This is a genomic window from Mesorhizobium sp. M1409, assembly GCF_040317535.1.
GTDB lineage: Bacteria > Pseudomonadota > Alphaproteobacteria > Rhizobiales > Rhizobiaceae > Mesorhizobium.
The window spans coordinates 81,860-98,268 of the sequence record NZ_JAMYKV010000023.1 but is presented as its reverse complement, the minus strand read 5'-3'; the positions used below and the strand labels follow the sequence as shown (position 1 = coordinate 98,268).

General features: G+C 62.8%; 14 protein-coding genes, 1 tRNA gene and 1 riboswitch. Of the genes, 8 read left to right on the top strand and 7 right to left on the bottom strand.

Annotated elements, in window-relative coordinates; translation table 11 throughout:
* Window positions 1-140 precede the first annotated feature (140 nt).
* Window positions 141-214: transfer RNA gene (locus NKG99_RS18965), tRNA-Gly, on the top strand.
* Window positions 215-218: 4 nt separating this feature from the next.
* On the opposite strand, the gene NKG99_RS18960 is transcribed toward NKG99_RS18965, so the two are convergent.
* On the bottom strand, window positions 219-1,208 hold the full coding sequence (locus NKG99_RS18960; protein WP_352870212.1) for a LysR family transcriptional regulator: 990 nt from the start codon (window positions 1,206-1,208) through the stop codon (window positions 219-221).
* Window positions 1,209-1,520: 312 nt separating this feature from the next.
* Between NKG99_RS18960 and chvE the strand changes: the two genes are divergently transcribed.
* The 4 genes from chvE to araD1 all read left to right on the top strand — a co-directional run bounded on the left by chvE (window position 1,521) and on the right by araD1 (window position 6,735).
* The gene (chvE, locus tag NKG99_RS18955) at window positions 1,521-2,591 is read left to right on the top strand and encodes a multiple monosaccharide ABC transporter substrate-binding protein (protein ID WP_142868326.1); all 1,071 of its coding nucleotides are present in this window, start codon (window positions 1,521-1,523) and stop codon (window positions 2,589-2,591) included.
* Between the two features lie 123 nt (window positions 2,592-2,714).
* Window positions 2,715-4,247 (top strand): multiple monosaccharide ABC transporter ATP-binding protein, encoded by a 1,533-nt coding sequence (mmsA, locus tag NKG99_RS18950; RefSeq protein ID WP_352870211.1) that lies wholly within the window; start codon window positions 2,715-2,717, stop codon window positions 4,245-4,247.
* Window positions 4,244-5,536: a multiple monosaccharide ABC transporter permease gene (mmsB, locus tag NKG99_RS18945; RefSeq protein ID WP_352870210.1), complete on the top strand. Its 1,293-nt coding sequence runs from the start codon at window positions 4,244-4,246 to the stop codon at window positions 5,534-5,536. The genes mmsA and mmsB overlap by 4 nt, the downstream gene beginning before the upstream one ends.
* Window positions 5,537-5,742: 206 nt before the next feature.
* Complete coding sequence (gene araD1, locus NKG99_RS18940) at window positions 5,743-6,735, top strand: AraD1 family protein (RefSeq protein ID WP_352870209.1); 993 nt, start codon at window positions 5,743-5,745, stop codon at window positions 6,733-6,735.
* 46 nt (window positions 6,736-6,781) lie between these two features.
* Here araD1 and NKG99_RS18935 read toward each other — a convergent pair whose 3' ends face one another.
* Together NKG99_RS18935 and NKG99_RS18930 are read right to left on the bottom strand one after the other, a co-directional pair.
* Window positions 6,782-7,555 (bottom strand): ABC transporter substrate-binding protein, encoded by a 774-nt coding sequence (locus NKG99_RS18935; RefSeq protein WP_352870208.1) that lies wholly within the window; start codon window positions 7,553-7,555, stop codon window positions 6,782-6,784.
* A 101-nt stretch (window positions 7,556-7,656) separates the two neighbouring features.
* A complete protein-coding gene (locus tag NKG99_RS18930) occupies window positions 7,657-8,751 on the bottom strand; it encodes a 2'-deoxycytidine 5'-triphosphate deaminase (RefSeq protein WP_352870207.1) in 1,095 nt (364 codons plus the stop codon).
* Window positions 8,752-8,833: 82 nt separating this feature from the next.
* A riboswitch (SAM riboswitch) is annotated at window positions 8,834-8,911 on the top strand.
* Window positions 8,912-8,968: 57 nt separating this feature from the next.
* Here NKG99_RS18930 and NKG99_RS18925 point away from each other — a divergent pair.
* Window positions 8,969-10,156, top strand: coding sequence for an O-succinylhomoserine sulfhydrylase (locus NKG99_RS18925; RefSeq protein ID WP_352870206.1), 1,188 nt, complete (start codon window positions 8,969-8,971; stop codon window positions 10,154-10,156).
* Between the two features lie 14 nt (window positions 10,157-10,170).
* On the opposite strand, the gene NKG99_RS18920 is transcribed toward NKG99_RS18925, so the two are convergent.
* Window positions 10,171-11,322: a ceramide glucosyltransferase gene (locus NKG99_RS18920; protein WP_352870205.1), complete on the bottom strand. Its 1,152-nt coding sequence runs from the start codon at window positions 11,320-11,322 to the stop codon at window positions 10,171-10,173.
* Between the two features lie 244 nt (window positions 11,323-11,566).
* Between NKG99_RS18920 and apaG the strand changes: the two genes are divergently transcribed.
* Window positions 11,567-11,959 (top strand): Co2+/Mg2+ efflux facilitator ApaG/CorD, encoded by a 393-nt coding sequence (gene apaG, locus NKG99_RS18915; RefSeq protein ID WP_352870204.1) that lies wholly within the window; start codon window positions 11,567-11,569, stop codon window positions 11,957-11,959.
* Between the two features lie 185 nt (window positions 11,960-12,144).
* Here apaG and NKG99_RS18910 read toward each other — a convergent pair whose 3' ends face one another.
* The 3 genes from NKG99_RS18910 to NKG99_RS18900 all read right to left on the bottom strand — a co-directional run bounded on the left by NKG99_RS18910 (window position 12,145) and on the right by NKG99_RS18900 (window position 15,398).
* A complete protein-coding gene (locus tag NKG99_RS18910; RefSeq protein ID WP_352870203.1) occupies window positions 12,145-13,176 on the bottom strand; it encodes an Hsp33 family molecular chaperone in 1,032 nt (343 codons plus the stop codon).
* A gap of 93 nt (window positions 13,177-13,269) precedes the next feature.
* Window positions 13,270-14,181 carry an ornithine carbamoyltransferase gene (gene argF, locus NKG99_RS18905; protein WP_352870202.1) on the bottom strand — a complete coding sequence of 304 codons (912 nt, stop codon included), beginning with the start codon at window positions 14,179-14,181 and terminating at the stop codon, window positions 13,270-13,272.
* A gap of 17 nt (window positions 14,182-14,198) precedes the next feature.
* On the bottom strand, window positions 14,199-15,398 hold the full coding sequence (locus tag NKG99_RS18900; protein WP_352870201.1) for an aspartate aminotransferase family protein: 1,200 nt from the start codon (window positions 15,396-15,398) through the stop codon (window positions 14,199-14,201).
* Between the two features lie 358 nt (window positions 15,399-15,756).
* Between NKG99_RS18900 and NKG99_RS18895 the strand changes: the two genes are divergently transcribed.
* The gene (locus NKG99_RS18895) at window positions 15,757-16,275 is read left to right on the top strand and encodes a GcrA family cell cycle regulator (protein WP_056588322.1); all 519 of its coding nucleotides are present in this window, start codon (window positions 15,757-15,759) and stop codon (window positions 16,273-16,275) included.
* The last annotated feature ends 134 nt before the right edge of the window (window positions 16,276-16,409 follow it).

The following is a 16,409-nucleotide window of genomic DNA, read 5'->3' as shown; positions in this document are numbered from 1 at the left end:
AAAGCATCCTCCAAAGAATCAGATGCTCTCGACAGATTCAGCTCCTAAACCCCTTGTCACGCGTTAACTCACCCGATTGCCCTGGAACGGACCGCTTTGCGATTGCCCGAAGGCTAACCCTCATGGTAACGAGGAGACGTGCGGGTATGATGTAATGGTAGCTTGTCAGCTTCCCAAGCTGAACGCGCGGGTTCGATTCCCGCTACCCGCTCCAGCAATCATCCCACCTCGCGCAAGATGAAGTCGTGCAGCATCTTGGCGGCCGGCGACAGCACGCGGTTCCTGACCGTGATCAGGCTGTAGGGCCTGACCTCGATGTCGAATTCGGTCTGGACGACGTCGATGGCACCGGCCAGCCCGTCGGGATTCTGGATGAATTTCGCCACCTGGACCGAGACCGGCGCAATGGCATCGGACTGCGCGACCATGACCAGCGTCAGGAGCAGTGAGCTGGTGTTGAGGATCCGGTCCGGCAAAGCGATGTTGCGGTTGAGGAAATTGCTCTCCATCGCCTGGCGCAAGGGCGAGCCGCCCGACTGGAAAACCCAGTCATAGGCGGCGGTGTCCTCCAGCCGCACCGCCTTGCCCTTGGTGAGGGGGTGGCCCCGTCGCACGATCAGGCAGGCCTTCTCGACACCGATGACGCGCGACTCGAACAGCCGCGGATTGAGATCGTCCGGGATGCGCGCGATGATGAAATCATGGCGCGTGGCGATCAGCTCGCGCGCCAGCACGTTGGAGGTCTCGACCTGCATGGTGATCTCGATGCGCGGATAGATGCGGCGGATTTCGCGGATTGCCGGCACTGCCAGTTCGATCGCGGGCGCCGTCACCGCACCCAGGAACACCGAACCGCCCTTGCCCGACTTGAGCTCGGAAATCTCGCGGTCAACCTCGCGCATCTCCAGCAGGATCGAGCGCGCGCGCCTTGCCAACGCCTTCCCATAGGGGGTCAACGTGATGCCGCGCGGCAGCCTTTCACACAGCTTGACCTCGAGCACCGCCTCCATCTCGCCGATCATGCGCGAGGCCGCCGGCTGCGAAATGTTCATGACCTGGGCCGCCGCGCTGACGCGGCCATGGTCGTCAAGCGCGACGATCATGCGCATATGACGCAGACTGAGACCGCTGCGCAGCAGGGTTTCGCCATCGCCCGGAATTTCGCTGTAACGGTTTGAAATCGAACTAGAATTGCGTAGCGCGGCCATCGCCTTTCCCTTACTTCCCCTTACCGCCGCCGGTGGTCGCGCCGGTCCATTTCGCCTCATAGCACATACCAAACGCGATATAGCAACCATCAAAGATCGCATTTGACAGTTATGGCAAAGGATCACACCCTTCGCGCGTTCCGAGACGTGACGGTCGATGACGAGTAAAATCGTATCGATTGAAATCAGCGCTTCGGGGCCATGGGAGGATACCGGAGATCGATATGACGGCAGCAGTGCCTTGGCACTTCTGCACGATTGCGCGGCCCGCGACCCCCGGGGTGCCGCGTCCATCAACCAGGGAGAGTAAAAGTGAAGATCATCAAGACATTGGCCGCCGTCGCGGCCCTTGGCATCGCTGCCATGACCTACTCGGCGCACGCAGCCGACAAGGGTCTTGTCGGCGTGCTGATGCCGACCAAGACCTCGCAGCGCTGGATCAACGACGGCGACGCCGTCAAGTCCCAGCTCGAGGCTCTCGGCTACACCGTCGACCTGCAATACGCGCAGGACGACATCCCCAACCAGCTCAGCCAGCTGGAAAACGAAATCACCAAGGGCCCAAAGGCGCTGATCATCGCCTCGATCGACGGCACCACCCTGTCGGATGCGCTGCAGAAGGCCGCTGACGCGGGCGTCGTCGTCGTCGCCTATGACCGCCTGATCAAGAAGACCGCCAATGTCGATTACTACACCACCTTCGACAATTTCGGCGTCGGCGTCATCCAGGCGAATTCGCTGGTCAAGGGCCTCAAGGAGCGTTTCCCGAACACCAAGCCGTGGAACGTCGAACTGTTCGGCGGCTCGCCCGACGACAACAACGCCTTCTTCTTCTACAACGGTGCTATCTCCGTTCTGCAGCCGCTGATCGACGACGGCTCGATCAAGATCAAGTCCGGCCAGACCGGCATGGACAAGGTCGGCACGCTGCGCTGGCTCGCCGCCACCGCCCAGGCGCGCATGGACAATCTGCTGTCGGCCAACTATTCGGACGGCAGCCGCGTCGATGGCGTTCTGTCGCCCTATGATGGCCTGTCGCGCGGCATCACCGCCTCGCTGCGCGCCGTCGGCTACGGCACGGACGCACAGCCCTGGCCGATCGTGACCGGCCAGGATGCCGAGACCGCCTCGGTCAAGCTGATCATCTCGGGCGAGCAGTACTCGACCGTGTTCAAGGACACCCGTGAACTGGCCAAGGCCACCGTCGAGCTCGTCGACAAGGTGCTCTCGGGCGGCAAGCCGGACGGCCTTGATGAAAAGACCTACAACAACGACGTCAAGGTCGTCCCCTCGATCCTCTTGACGCCGCATGACGTCGACAAGTCGAACTACCAGGCACTGGTCGTCGACTCCGGCTACATCAAGGCCGACGAACTGAAGTAACCCCGGTTACAAAATCAGGGGTCCTGCGCAACGCAGGACCCCTTTTCGTTAACCAGCGAGCCCGGTATTGTTTACCGACCTCGCCGGCAGTGTTTGCCGAGCTCTCAAGGAGCGGTAGTCCCCATGGTCTCGACGATTTTGGAGATGCGCGACATCACCAAGACGTTCCCCGGCGTGAAGGCGCTGTCGAACGTCAACCTTAGCGTGGAGGAAGGCGAGATCCATGCCGTGGTCGGCGAGAACGGCGCCGGCAAGTCGACGCTGATGAAGGTGCTGTCGGGCGTCTATCCCACAGGCACCTATGACGGCCAGATCATCTTCAATGGCCAGGAATGCCATTTCAAAGGCATCCACGACAGCGAACACAAGGGCATCGTCATCATCCACCAGGAGCTTGCCCTGGTGCCGATGCTGTCGATCGCCGAAAACATTTTCCTCGGCAACGAGCACGCCAGATATGGCGTCATCGACTGGAATGCCAACGAGGCGCGCACCAGCGCCCTGTTGAAGAAGGTGGGCCTCAAGGAGGACCCCAAGACGCTGATCACCAATATCGGTGTCGGCAAGCAGCAATTGGTCGAGATCGCCAAGGCGCTGAGCAAGGAAGTCAAGCTGCTGATCCTCGACGAGCCGACGGCATCGCTCAGCGAAAAGGACAGCCAGGCGCTGCTCGACCTTCTGCTCGAATTCAAACGGCAAGGCATGACCTCGATCCTGATCTCGCACAAGCTCAACGAGGTGAATCGGGTCGCCGACAAGGTCACCGTCATCCGCGACGGGCGCACCATCGAGACACTGGCCAAGAAGGACATCTCGGAAGACCGCATCATCACCTCTATGGTGGGCCGGTCGCTCGACGACCGCTATCCGCCGCGCGAGCCTGACATCGGCGAGGTCGTGTTCGAAGTGAGGAACTGGTCGGTCTATCACCCGCTCCATGCCGACCGGCAGGTGATCAAGGGCATCGACATCAATGTGCGCAAGGGCGAAGTGGTCGGCATTGCCGGACTGATGGGCGCCGGCCGCACCGAATTCGCGATGAGCCTGTTCGGCCGCTCCTATGGCCGCCATATCACTGGCGAGGTGCTGCTCAAGGGCAAGCCGATCGATGTCTCCTCGGTGAGCCGGGCAGTCGAACACGGAATTGCCTACGTCACCGAGGACCGCAAGACCTACGGCCTCAACCTCATCGACCATATCAAGCACAACATCACGCTGGCCAATCTGGGCGGCGTGTCGCGCCATAGCGTGATCGACGACATGCGCGAGCTCTCCGTCGCCAACGACTATCGCAAGAAGACCAATATCCGCGCTTCGAGTGTCTATCAGATGACCGGCAATCTTTCCGGCGGCAACCAGCAGAAGGTGGTGCTGTCGAAATGGCTATTCGCCGACCCGGACGTGCTGATTCTCGACGAGCCGACGCGCGGCATCGACGTTGGCGCCAAATACGAAATCTACACGATCATCGCCCGCCTCGCCGCCGAAGGTAAGGCGATCGTGGTCATCTCGTCGGAAATGCCAGAACTGCTCGGCATCACCGACCGCATCTACGTCATGAACGAAGGCCGCATTGTCGGCGAAATGCCCGCGGCGGACGCCAGCCAGGAAAAAATAATGCGCGCCATCGTCCGGGGAGAAGGAAAAGCAGCATGAGCACCGAAAGCGCCCCCGCCCCGCAGAGCAAAGTCGCCGAAGACGTGCCGCAGCGTCCACGTATCGCCGTCTCGGCGCTGACGACGAACCTGCGCGAATACGGCCTGATACTGGCGCTGATCGCCATCATGGTGTTCTTCCAGTTCACCACCTCCGGAACGCTGTTCAAACCGGTGAACCTGAGCAATCTGGTGCAGCAGAACTCGTTCATCATCGTGATGGCGCTGGGCATGCTGCTGGTGATCGTCTCCGGCCATATCGATCTCAGCGTCGGCTCCGTCGCCGGCTTCATCGGCGCATTGGCGGCGATGATGATGGTCATCTGGCCGCTCGGGCCGTTCAGCAATCCGCTGGTGGTGTCGATCATCTGCCTCATCGTGGGTGGCGCGATCGGCGCGGCGCAAGGCTACTGGATTGCTTATCACCGAATACCGAGCTTCATCGTCACGCTGGCCGGCATGCTGATCTTCCGCGGCATCTGCCAGGCGCTGCTGGGCGGCGGATCCTCGGTGGGACCACTTCCCGACGGCTTCAAGGCCCTCAGCTCGGGCTTCATCCCGGATGTCATCGGGCCACTGACGCTCATCCCGCCGACGGTGAACGCGGCCGGCAAGACCATTATCGGCAGCGGCCTGACGCTGCACATGACGACGATCGTGCTGGGCCTGATCGCTGTGCTGGCCTACGCCTATTTCGGGCTGAGGACACGACGCAAACGCGAACGCCATGGCTATGAGGCCGAGCCCTTTCCCCTGTTCGTCATCAAGACGCTGGTGGGTAGCGCGCTGGCGCTGTTCCTGGTCTACCAGTTCGCCAGCTACAGGGGCCTGCCGGTGGTGCTGCTCGTCATGGGCGTGCTGATCTCGCTGTTCGTCTTCGTCACCAAGCGCATGACCATCGGCCGCCGCATCTATGCGATGGGCGGCAACGCCAAGGCCGCGCAGCTGTCAGGCATCAAGACAGAACGGCTGACGCTGATGGTGTTCGTCAATATGGGCGTGCTGTCGGCACTTGGCGGCCTGATCATCGCGGCGCGGCTGGGACAGGCGGTGCCGGCTGCCGGCCTCGGTAGCGAACTCGATGTGATTGCCGCCGTCTTCATCGGCGGCGCCTCGGCGATGGGCGGCGTCGGTCAGGTCATCGGCGCGGTGGTCGGCGGCTTCATCATGGGCGTGATGAACAACGGCATGTCGATCATGGGCGTCAATGTCGACTGGCAGCAGGTCGTCAAAGGCCTGGTGCTGCTCGGCGCCGTGATCTTCGACGTCTACAACAAGAACAAGGTTTGACGGGCCAGCGAGGCAACGAGGAAAGCATACGGGTCTAGATCGCGATGCTGCCGGCAACCCGCCGGCGTCAAGAAGTCCCTCGGGGACCAAGCTCGCGGGCGCAATCCGGACGACGAGTTCAACCCGTGGCGCGGCGAGGTCCGAGCCGCGCGGGTTAGGGTTTGCCAAACGGCAACCGGGCCAAGACAAATGAGAGAGGATTCATCATGCTGATCTCCCAGATTCTCGATGACGCCGAGACCATCCGTGTCGTTGCCCGCAACGGCGGCAAGACCCGGATCATCAACGGCGCCCGCAGCGTCTACTCGCTGGCGATGGAGGCCGCGCGTACCGGCGTCGGTCTCGTCGCGCTGATCGAACGCAAGGGGCTTGGCGAAACGGTCGATCTCGAGGCGGCCTACAAGAAAGGACGGCTGCTGTCGCCGATCAACCATCCCGACCCGGCGCATCTGCACCTGACCGGCACCGGACTGACGCATCTCGGCTCAGCCGCGACACGCGATTCCATGCACAAGAAGCTCAGCGCCGACGGCGAGGAGCAGCTGACCGATTCCATGAAGATGTTCCGCATGGGGCTGGAGGGCGGCAAGCCCGCGAAAGGCCAGATCGGCGTGCAGCCGGAATGGTTCTACAAGGGCAACGGCACGATGGCGGTGGCGCCAGGTGCGGCGCTCTTGTCACCGGCTTTCGCCAAGGACGCCGGCGAAGAGCCCGAGGTGGCCGGCATCTACGTCATCGGCGATGACGGCGCACCGTTCCGCGTCGGCTTCACCCTGTCGAACGAGTTTTCCGACCACGTCACCGAACGCGTGAATTATCTGTTCCTCGCCCATTCCAAGCTGCGCAACGCTTCGTTCGGGCCGGAGATCCTGATCGGCGACCTGCCGTCCGATATCAGAGGCACCTCGCGCATCTTGCGCGACAACGACGTGCTGTGGGAAAAGCCGTTCCTGTCCGGCGAAGCGAACATGTCGCACACCATCGCCAATCTCGAACATCACCACTTCAAATATGCGGCTTTCCGCCAGCCGGGCGACGTGCATGTGCACATGTTCGGCACGGCGACGCTGTCCTTCGCCGACGGCATCAGTACTGAAGCCGGCGACGTGTTCGAGATCGAGGCCAAGGATTTCGGCCTGCCGCTGCGCAATCCGCTCGAGATCGAGCAGCCGGTGAAGGTGGCGGTGAAGGCGCTTTGAAAGGGTGATCTCCCCCCAAGGGGAGGAGATCGGCAGCTTCGACGTCTCAATAAATATCGAAGTCGAAATACTTGGCCTGGATCTTCTTGTAGGTGCCGTCGGCGACGATCGCGTCGATGGCCGCATTGAGCTTGTCGCGCAATGCCGTGTCTTCCAGGCGGACGGCAATGCCGGCTTGTGTCTCCGTGCCCTTGACGTCACCGACCAGTTTGCAGCAGCCGTCGCTTGCCTTCTTCAACCAATCCATCAGCACGAACTTGTCCGAGATCACGGCGTCTAGCCGGCCGTTGGTCAGGTCGGTGATCGCTTCTTCCTGGGTCGGGTAGAGTTTTGCCTCGGCGCCCGCCTTGCCATAGGTATTCTGGGCATAGTCGGCCTGCGTGGTCGAGGCCTGGGCGCCGACCGTCTTGCCTGCAAGGGCCGCCGGTTCGGTCGAGGTGAGATCGCTGTCCTTCGGCGCCACCAGAGCGAGCGGTGTCGTATAATATTTGTTGGTGAAAGCGACCTGCTTCTTGCGCTCCTCGGTGATGCTCATCGAGGCGATGATGGCGTCGAACTTCTTCGCCTGCAGGGCGGGAATGATGCCGTCCCAGTCCTGGGTAACGATTTCGCACTCGACCTTCATCTGCGCGCACAGCGCGTTGGCGATGTCGATATCGAAGCCTTCGACCTTGCCGTCCGCTGTAATGGTATTGAATGGCGGATAGGCGCCCTCGGTGCCTATCTTGATTTTCTCAGCTGCCTGCACCGACAGAGAGCTGGCCGCCATCACCAGCATGGCAGCGCCCGCCGCCGATATGATCCGTTTCGAAATCTGCATTTTCTTGGTTCCCCTTGAACGCCGCCAGCCTGACGACCAGAAAGGCAGCCAAGCATGGCGAGCCGGCGCAGGCAAGTATTTTGCCAGCTGGCAATGGGGGTTCAGCGCGCGGGGCGGAAATGCTTGGACAGCTTCAAACCCTGCGCCTGGTAGTTGGAGCCGAGATCGGTGCCATAGAGTGCCCGTGGCCGCTTCAGCATGTGCTCGTAGACCAGCCGGCCGACGATCTGGCCATGGTCGAGGATGAACGGCACTTCGTGGCTGCGCACTTCCAGCACCGCCCGGCTGCCGGTGCCACCGGACGCCGAGTGGCCGAAGCCCGGATCGAAGAAGCCGGCATAGTGGACGCGGAATTCACCGACCAGCGGATCGAAGGGCGTCATCTCGGCGGCGTAGAGCGGCGGCACATGCACCGCTTCCTGGCTCACAAGAATATAGAATTCATCGGGGTCGAGCACCAGTTCGCCAGCGCCGCTCTTGTGGATCGGCTCCCAGAAGTCGACGACCTCCTGCGCGGCGCGCTTGTCGACGTCGATGAGACCGGTGTGATGCTTGCCGCGGTAGCCGACAAGGCCGTTTCGATCGCCGTTGAGGTCGATCGACAGCGCGATGCCGCCGCCGGAAATGTTGGGCGGCTCGGTGGCAACCAGGATCTGCGCGCGATGCAACTGGTGAAGTTCGGCTTCCGACAGCAGCGCATTGCCGGTGCGGAAACGGATCTGCGACAGTCGCGAACCGGTGCGCGCGACGATCGGGAAGGTGCGCGGGCTGACCTCCAGATAGAGCGGACCATGATAGCCGGCGGCGATCTTGTCGAACTCGTGGCCGCGATCGGTCATGACGCGGGTGAAGATGTCGAGCCGCCCGGTCGAGCTCTTGGGATTGGCCGAGGCCGAAATGTCCGCCGGCAATGCCAGGCTTTCGAGCAAGGGCACGATATAGACGCAGCCGGTCTCCAGCACCGCGCCCTCGGCCAGATTGATCTCGTGCAGCTTCAGCCGGTCGAGCTTTTCCGAGACCTTGTGGTTGGGGCCCGGCAGGAAGGAGGCACGCACCCGCCAGGCCTTGTCGCCGAGCCGGAGATCGAGGCTGGCCGGCTGGATCTGGTCGGCATCGAGCGCACGTGCCGACTTCAGCGCGCCGGACTGGAAGAGCGCCGAAATGTCCTGATCTGGAAGAATGCCTGTTTGCCGCAAAGCCGGCTCCGCTGCAACGCCGCTGGTACAAACCTCTTAATCAAGCCGGCAATTGACGCAAGCGTGGCGCGGGTCTAAAGGGTCGTTATCCCGTGGTGATTTGGCCGGTCGGCTTGCAGCCACGTTAAACAAGTCGCTAAAGGACCGTCGGGCCGCAAGGCCGTATGGACCGGTTGCGACTTTCGCGGCCGGTTTTTTTGTGTCTGGAAGAAGAGCGATGAGCACCAACAAGCGCAACTGGAAGCCTCAAACGGCACTCGTGCACAGCGGAACGCTGCGTTCCGGTTTCGGCGAAACGTCGGAAGCGATTTACCTCACCCAGGGCTACGTCTATGAAACGGCGCAGGCCGCCGAAGCCCGTTTCAAGGGCGAGGAGCCGGGCTTCATCTATTCGCGCTACGCCAATCCGACCGTCGACATGTTCGAAAAGCGCATGTGCGCGCTCGAAGGTGCCGAGGACGCCCGCGCCACCGCCTCCGGCATGGCCGCGGTGACGGCAGCGCTGCTGTGCAGCGCCAAGGCCGGCGACCATATCGTGGCGGCGCGCGCGCTGTTCGGCTCCTGCCGCTGGGTGGTCGAGACGCTGGCGCCAAGATACGGCATCGAGGCGACGCTGGTCGACGGCACCGACATCGCCAATTGGGAAAAGGCGGTCAAGCCGAACACCAAGCTGTTCTTCCTGGAAAGCCCGACCAACCCGACGCTGGAAGTGGTCGACATCGCCGCGGTTGCCTCGCTCGCCAATTCGATCGGCGCCAGGCTGATCGTCGACAATGTCTTCGCCACGCCCTTGCAGCAGAAGCCGCTGCAACTCGGCGCCCACATCGTCGTCTATTCGGCGACCAAGCACATTGACGGCCAGGGGCGCTGTCTCGGCGGCGTCATCCTGTCGGACAAGAAGTGGATCGACGAGAACCTGCACGATTATTTCCGCCACACCGGGCCCAGCCTGTCGCCCTTCAACGCCTGGACGCTGCTGAAGGGGCTGGAAACGCTGCCGCTGCGCGTGCGCCAGCAGACGGAAAGCGCGGGCCGGATCGCGGATTTCCTCGCCGAGCGGCCGGAAATTGCCCGCGTCATCTATCCCGGCCGCGCCGACCACCCGCAGGCCGATATCGTCAAGAAGCAGATGTCGGGCGGCTCGACGCTGATCTGCCTTGACGTCAAGGGCGGCAAGCAGGCGGCCTTCGCCTTGCAGAACGCGCTCGACATCGTGCTGATCTCCAACAACCTCGGCGACGCCAAGAGCCTGATCACCCATCCGGCGACGACGACGCACAAGAACCTGAGCGACGAAGCGCGTGCCGAGCTCGGCATCGGGCCGGGCACGCTCAGACTGTCCGTCGGCCTGGAAGACACCGACGATCTGCTTGAGGATATCGAACAGGCGCTGAAGGCCTCGTAAGAGGGCTTTGGCTTTCAGGCGCCGGACGGCGTCTCTTCCAGCTCGGCCGCCTTGGTCCCGATGGTCATCGCGTTGCCGCGCCAGTCGACGGCACCGCCGAGCCAGCCGCGTGCCCACATCGCCGGCAGGATCAGGTCGCGGGCCATGATCGCGGCAACCATGCGTCGCGACAGGTACCAGCCCTTGGACCAGGCCAGGGCGCACTCGGGAAGGTAGAAGGCCGCCAGCACGGCAATGGCGGTTGCCCAGAGGCTGAAGCCGGCGCTTGCCGCCGCAATCAGCGCCAGCACCAGCGGCACCGCCGCGCCAGTCAGGATTTCGGGTGCGAAGAACAGCGGGAAGGTGACGCGGCGCAGGCGCGCCCAACGGGCCTGACGTGACCAGATCTCGTCGAACGTGCGCCGGCCAAGCGGCTGTTCGAAGGGCGCGGCGACGAGATTGACGCGCAGGCCGAGGCCGTTGACCAGCTTGGTCGCGGCGGCGTCCTCGGCGATCTCGGCGGCCAACGCGCGGATGCCGCCATTGGCGTCGAGCATCGGCTTGTTCCAGAGCATGCTCTTGCCCTGGGCAAAGCCAAGGCCAAGCGCCTCGCCGGCATATTGCCAGCGCGCCTGCAGCGTGTTGAGGAAAGCGCATTCGACTTCAGCCCAGAAGCCGGCCGGCCGCGAGCCGATCGGCGTCGAACAGACAAGGCCGGTGTCGGGCCGCCATGCAGCCATCAGGTGCTGGATGTAGTCTCTCGGCATCAACACGTTGGAATCGGCCAGGACGACCCAGTCGTGCCGCGCCGCTTCCCAACCCTTGACGCAATTGTTGAGTTTCGGATTGGCGCTGAAGCGGTCGTCGCCGATCATCAGCCGGGCCGGCACCTTGGGAAACCGGGCAATCGCCCTGTTTATCGGTTTGACTACCGGATCGTCGGCATGGGCGACGCAGAAGATCAGCTCGTAGCGCGGCCAATCAAGCGAGAAGGCGCGCTCCAGCGTCTCGTGCGTGAACGGTTCAATGCCACGCGACGGCACGATGATCGACACCGGCCGCGGCTTGCCGGTCGGCGGCGCGATAATGCGGCGCCGTTTCAGACGCGAAGCGGCAAGCACGATGCTGGCGAGATTTGAGAGGATAAGAGCAATTGAAAGCGTGGCGGCTATGAGAGTGAGTTCCATCGAGATCCGGTCACTCCAGAAAACCGGTCCGCCAGAACAATCTGGCTGGCATGACGACCGATTTCAACAGTTCGACAGAGCGCCCGAGTCGCGCGGCACTGGTCGGCGCACACCATCATTGTCGTGTGTCACTTAAATGACATTCTTTGCCGGCACCTGCCGTTCGGTAGGCAATGAAAGGACGCGCACCGTTGACCAGCCTGCAAGGAGCGCCGAAAGATACTGGATTGTTTTGGAGCTGCTTATGTACAGCACCGTCACGCGCAACATCGAAGTGCAGGTCAGGCCGTTCTATCTGGAGGACCGTTCGGATCCGTCCGAGAACCGCTATGTCTGGGGCTATCAGATAACGATCGACAATCAGTCGGACGATTCCGTCCAGCTGTTGTCGCGCTATTGGCACATCACCGATGGCACCGGCAGGGTCGAAGAGGTACGCGGCCCTGGCGTCGTCGGCGACCAACCCGAACTCAATCCCGGCGACAGCTACCAGTACACGTCCGGTTGCCCGCTCTCGACACCCTCCGGCATCATGGTCGGGCACTACACGATGCGCAACCAGCGGGGCGAGACGTTCGACATCGCCATCCCCGCATTTTCACTCGACCTGCCGGGGAAGCGGCGGACGGTGAATTAGCGTCTTTCTCCCCGTCTCTGTACGGGGAGAAATGCCCGGCAGAGGGGCGCCGCCGGGCTGATGAGATTGTCTTCCACGCACAAGGCATCCGAGTGGACGGCGCGGCCATTCGCCGAAGTTCGCGCTGCCCCTCATCCGCCCTTCGGGCACCTTCTCCCCGTAAACGGGGAGAAGGAAGGGACACTTTACTGAGCCGCAAATTCCGCCGGGTCGAAGTCATATTGCTTCGAGCAGAATTCGCAGGCGACGTGAATGCCGCCGTCCTCGGTGCTGTCCTTGATCTCTTGGGCGGAAAAGCCCTCGAGGATGCCGCGGATCTTGTCCCGGGAGCACGAGCACTGGTCGGCGACCGGAACGCCGCCGAAGACGCGCACGCCATGCTCGTGGAACAGCCTGTAGAGCAGCCGCTCGGCGCCGATCGTCGGGTCGATCAGTTCGGTCGGCTCGATGGTGCCGAGCAGCGCCAGCAACTCCAGCCAGGAATTGTCGTCGGGATCGTGGATCTCCTCGCGCGGATCGCCATCGCCGCCCGGCAGGTCCGGCACGCGCATGCGCTCGGGCGACTGCGGCAGGAACTGCGCCAGGATGCCACCGGCGCGCCACTGCTCGCGGGCGCCGCCCGGGCCGGGCGTCAAGAGCTTGGCCACCGACAGCCTGAGATCGGTCGGAATCTGCTCCGACTGACGGAAATAGGTGCGTGCCGCATCTTCCAGCGTCTCGCCATCGAGCTGGACGATACCCTGATAGCGCTGCGTGTGAGCGCCCTGGTCGATGGTCAGCGCCAGCACGCCGGTGCCGAGCAGGGTCTGCTGGGACGTTTCGCCCGCCGCGACCAGCGCTTCCAGTCGGTCGGCATCGAAACGCGCATAGGCGCGCAGCGCCGAGGGCGTGGAAAAATCCGCGACCAGCATGTCGACAGGCCCGTCGGTGCGGGTCTGCAGGATGAACTTGCCCTCGAACTTGAGCGAGGTGCCGAGCAGCACCGTCAGCACACAGGCTTCCGCCAGCAGCCGGGCGACCGGCTCGGGATAGTCGTGGCGGCCGAGGATGGCGTCGAGCATCGGTCCGAGCTGGACGGTGCGACCGCGCACGTCGAGCGGGCCTACCTCGAAGGGCACGACGTGATCGTCGCCGGCGTAGCCGAATTCGCCGAGTTTGGGGTGATGTTCAGTCACTCGATAGGTTTCCAACATAACAAAGCTCCAGGGCGCGGCCATGCCGCCCTCTCGGGAGCATGCGTCGAAACGCGCTTGATTTGCGTGATGTGGCGCAAATAGGCATCACACCCCCAGAGATCAAGCTCACATAGATCAAGCGCCGAGGCACCAGGCGAGCACGGCCTTCTGGGCATGGAGCCGGTTCTCGGCCTCGTCGAAGACCACCGAATGCGGCCCGTCGATGACCTCGTCGGTCACTTCCTCGCCGCGATGCGCCGGCAGGCAGTGCATGAACAACGCGTCCGGCTTGGCCTTCGCCATCAGCTTGGCATTGACCTGGTAGGGCGAGAACACGTTGTGGCCGCGGGCACGATGCTCCTGGCCCATCGACACCCAGCAATCGGTGACGATGCAGTCGGCCTGATCGACGGCTTCCTCGGGCGAGCGGGTGAAATGCAGCTTGCCGCCATGCGCCTGCGACCAGTCGATATGCTTCTGCGCCGGCTCACTGCCCTCGGGCACGGCGACGTTGAGGTTGAAGCGGAACCGTGCGGAGGCTTCGAGCAAGGAATGCAGCACATTGTTGCCGTCGCCGGTCCAGGCGATGGTCTTGCCGGCGACCGGACCGCGATGCTCCTCGAAAGTCATGATATCAGCCATAAGCTGGCAGGGATGGGTGTCGTCGGTCAGTCCGTTGATCACCGGCACGGTGGCATTCTCGGTCAGCTCCAGCAGCCGCTCATGCGAGGTGGTGCGGATCATGATCGCGTCGACATAACGCGACAACACCTTGGCGGTGTCGGCGATGGTCTCGGAACGGCCGAGCTGCATCTCGGTGCCGGTCAGCATGATGGTCTCGCCGCCAAGCTGGCGCATACCGACGTCGAAGGACACACGCGTGCGGGTCGACGGCTTGTCGAAGATCATCGCCAGCACCTTGCCTTCGAGCGGCTTGCTGCGCTCGCCGGCCTTGAGGCGGGCCTTTCGCACCACCGCATCGTCCAGCATAAGACGCAGATCGCCTTCGGAAACGGCGGAAAGATCGGTGAAATGGCGAACTGACATCAGCAATGGTTCCGGGATTACTTCGCGGCGGCGGAGGCGATCGCCTCCGCCAGGCCCTTGGCGCCGGCGCGGATGCGGTTGAGCGCGTCGTGGATCTCGGCGTCGGTGACGGTGAGCGGCGGCAACAGGCGAATGACGTTGTCGCCGGCCGGAACCGCCAGCAGGTGCTGGTCGCGCAATGCCATGTTCACCTTGGTGTTGGGCATGGCGCATTTGAGGCCTAGCATCAGCCCGGTGCCCCTGATGTCCTCGATGACCTCGGGAAACTCGTCGGCGACCGACGCGAGACCCTGCTTCATCAGCAGCGCCTTGCGCTGGACGTCTTCGAGGAAGCCGTCTTCCAGCACGACATCTAGCACGGCGTTGCCGACAGCCATGGCCAGCGGGTTACCGCCGAACGTGGTCCCATGCACGCCCGCGGTCATGCCGACGGCCGCTTCGTCCGTGGCAAGGCAGGCGCCCATCGGGAAGCCGCCGCCAATGCCCTTGGCGATCGCCATGATGTCTGGCGTAACCCCTGACCATTCGTGCGCGAACAGCTTGCCGGTGCGGCCGATGCCGCACTGGACCTCGTCGAAGATCAACAGCAGGCCGTGCTGTTCGCACAATTGCCTGAGCCGCTTCAGCGATTGCGTCGGCACCGGACGGATACCGCCCTCGCCCTGCACCGGCTCGATCAGGATGGCGGCCGTCTCCGGCGTGATCGCCTTTTCGGCGGCGTCGATGTCGTCGAAACCGACCTGATCGAAACCTTCGACCTTGGGGCCGAAGCCTTCGAGATATTTGTGCTGGCCGCCAGCCGCGATGGTCGCCAGCGTGCGGCCATGGAAGGCGCCTTCGAAGGTGATGACGCGGAAGCGCTCGGGATGTCCATTGACGAACTGGTAGCGCCGCGCCGTCTTGATCGCGCATTCCAGCGCCTCGGCGCCCGAATTGGTGAAGAACACCTTGTCGGCGAAAGTGGCGTCCACCAGCCGCTCGCCGAGCCGGCTCTGCCCCGGAATCTCATAGAGATTGGAGACATGCCAGAGCTTGGCGGCCTGCTCGGTGAGTGCGGCCACCAGATGCGGATGGCTGTGGCCCAGTGAATTGACGGCGATGCCGCCGGCGAAATCGAGATATCGCTCGCCTTTGTCGGTAACCAGCCAGGTGCCTTCCCCGTGGTCGAAGGCCAGGGGTGCGCGAGCAAAGGTCTCGTAAAGCGCCGAACCGCTCATTATATGCGTCTCCGGTACCGGAAAATCAAAAAAGCCGCCAAAGCGGCGGCCTTTGCGGCTTATCCTGTTTTTCGGCCATGAAGTCAACGAAAACGTCGCGTAGTGCCGCGCGGCAAGCCCTCTGACGAGACGCCGGCTCATAAGCGACCGGGCAAGTTGGGGAAAACCGAAAAAACCGATTCGTGTTGCACTTGGGACTCTTGTCACCGAGTCAGCGCATAGAGTAGTTGTAGACGAGAAATAACTAGATTTCGTGCGGCGGACCTAATCACCAGATATATGTGGTGTCTGCCCCGGCAAATATTGCCGGGTTGGGAATGGATTCCGATTGCCGCACGCTTAGCAGGAGCGCGGTCTCATGAACTGGACTGACGAGCGGGTAGAACTTCTCAGGAAACTGTGGTCGGAGGGTCTGAGCGCAAGCCAGATTGCTGCGCAGCTTGGGGGGGTCAGCCGCAACGCGGTCATCGGCAAGGTGCACCGGCTGAAACTGTCGGGCCGCGGGCGCTCGACCGCCACGCCGGCACGCCAGAAGAAGGCGGCGCAAGGATCGACCGTTCAGAAATCGGTATCGCGCGCCGCAACCGCCACGCGCCATGTCACGACATCGATCGGCGCGACTGCCTTGCAGACGCAGTTCGACGCCGAACCGGTGGCACGCCACTACATCCGCCCGGTCGAGAATGTCGTGCTGCCGATCTCACGGCATCTGCAGCTCGTCGAGCTGACCGAGCGGACCTGCAAATGGCCGAACGGCGATCCGCTTTCGGAGGACTTCCATTTCTGCGGCAACGACGCCGCCGAAACCGGCCCCTACTGCAAGTACCACGCCCGCGTGGCGTTCCAGCCGGCATCGGAACGGCGGCGGAGTCGCTGAGCGAATAGCGAATAGCGAATAGCGAATAGCGAATAGCGAATAGCGAATAGAAACGGCTTGGCTTCTGGGACAGGAAGCAAGCCGTTTTGTGTTCGCTATTCGCTATTCGCTACTCCCTATTCGCTATTCGCTCT

Excerpts from the sequence above, each read along its gene's own strand:
- mmsA (WP_352870211.1), top strand. The coding sequence starts at position 2,715 with ATGGTCTCGACGATTTTGGAGATGCGCGACATCACCAAGACGTTCCCC.
- NKG99_RS18910 (WP_352870203.1), bottom strand. The coding sequence starts at position 13,176 with ATGGCCGCGCCCTGGAGCTTTGTTATGTTGGAAACCTATCGAGTGACT.
- NKG99_RS18895 (WP_056588322.1), top strand. The coding sequence starts at position 15,757 with ATGAACTGGACTGACGAGCGGGTAGAACTTCTCAGGAAACTGTGGTCG.
- NKG99_RS18900 (WP_352870201.1), bottom strand. The coding sequence starts at position 15,398 with ATGAGCGGTTCGGCGCTTTACGAGACCTTTGCTCGCGCACCCCTGGCC.
- mmsB (WP_352870210.1), top strand. The coding sequence starts at position 4,244 with ATGAGCACCGAAAGCGCCCCCGCCCCGCAGAGCAAAGTCGCCGAAGAC.
- NKG99_RS18960 (WP_352870212.1), bottom strand. The coding sequence starts at position 1,208 with ATGGCCGCGCTACGCAATTCTAGTTCGATTTCAAACCGTTACAGCGAA.
- NKG99_RS18925 (WP_352870206.1), top strand. The coding sequence starts at position 8,969 with ATGAGCACCAACAAGCGCAACTGGAAGCCTCAAACGGCACTCGTGCAC.
- apaG (WP_352870204.1), top strand. The coding sequence starts at position 11,567 with ATGTACAGCACCGTCACGCGCAACATCGAAGTGCAGGTCAGGCCGTTC.
- argF (WP_352870202.1), bottom strand. The coding sequence starts at position 14,181 with ATGTCAGTTCGCCATTTCACCGATCTTTCCGCCGTTTCCGAAGGCGAT.
- NKG99_RS18920 (WP_352870205.1), bottom strand. The coding sequence starts at position 11,322 with ATGGAACTCACTCTCATAGCCGCCACGCTTTCAATTGCTCTTATCCTC.
- araD1 (WP_352870209.1), top strand. The coding sequence starts at position 5,743 with ATGCTGATCTCCCAGATTCTCGATGACGCCGAGACCATCCGTGTCGTT.
- NKG99_RS18935 (WP_352870208.1), bottom strand. The coding sequence starts at position 7,555 with ATGCAGATTTCGAAACGGATCATATCGGCGGCGGGCGCTGCCATGCTG.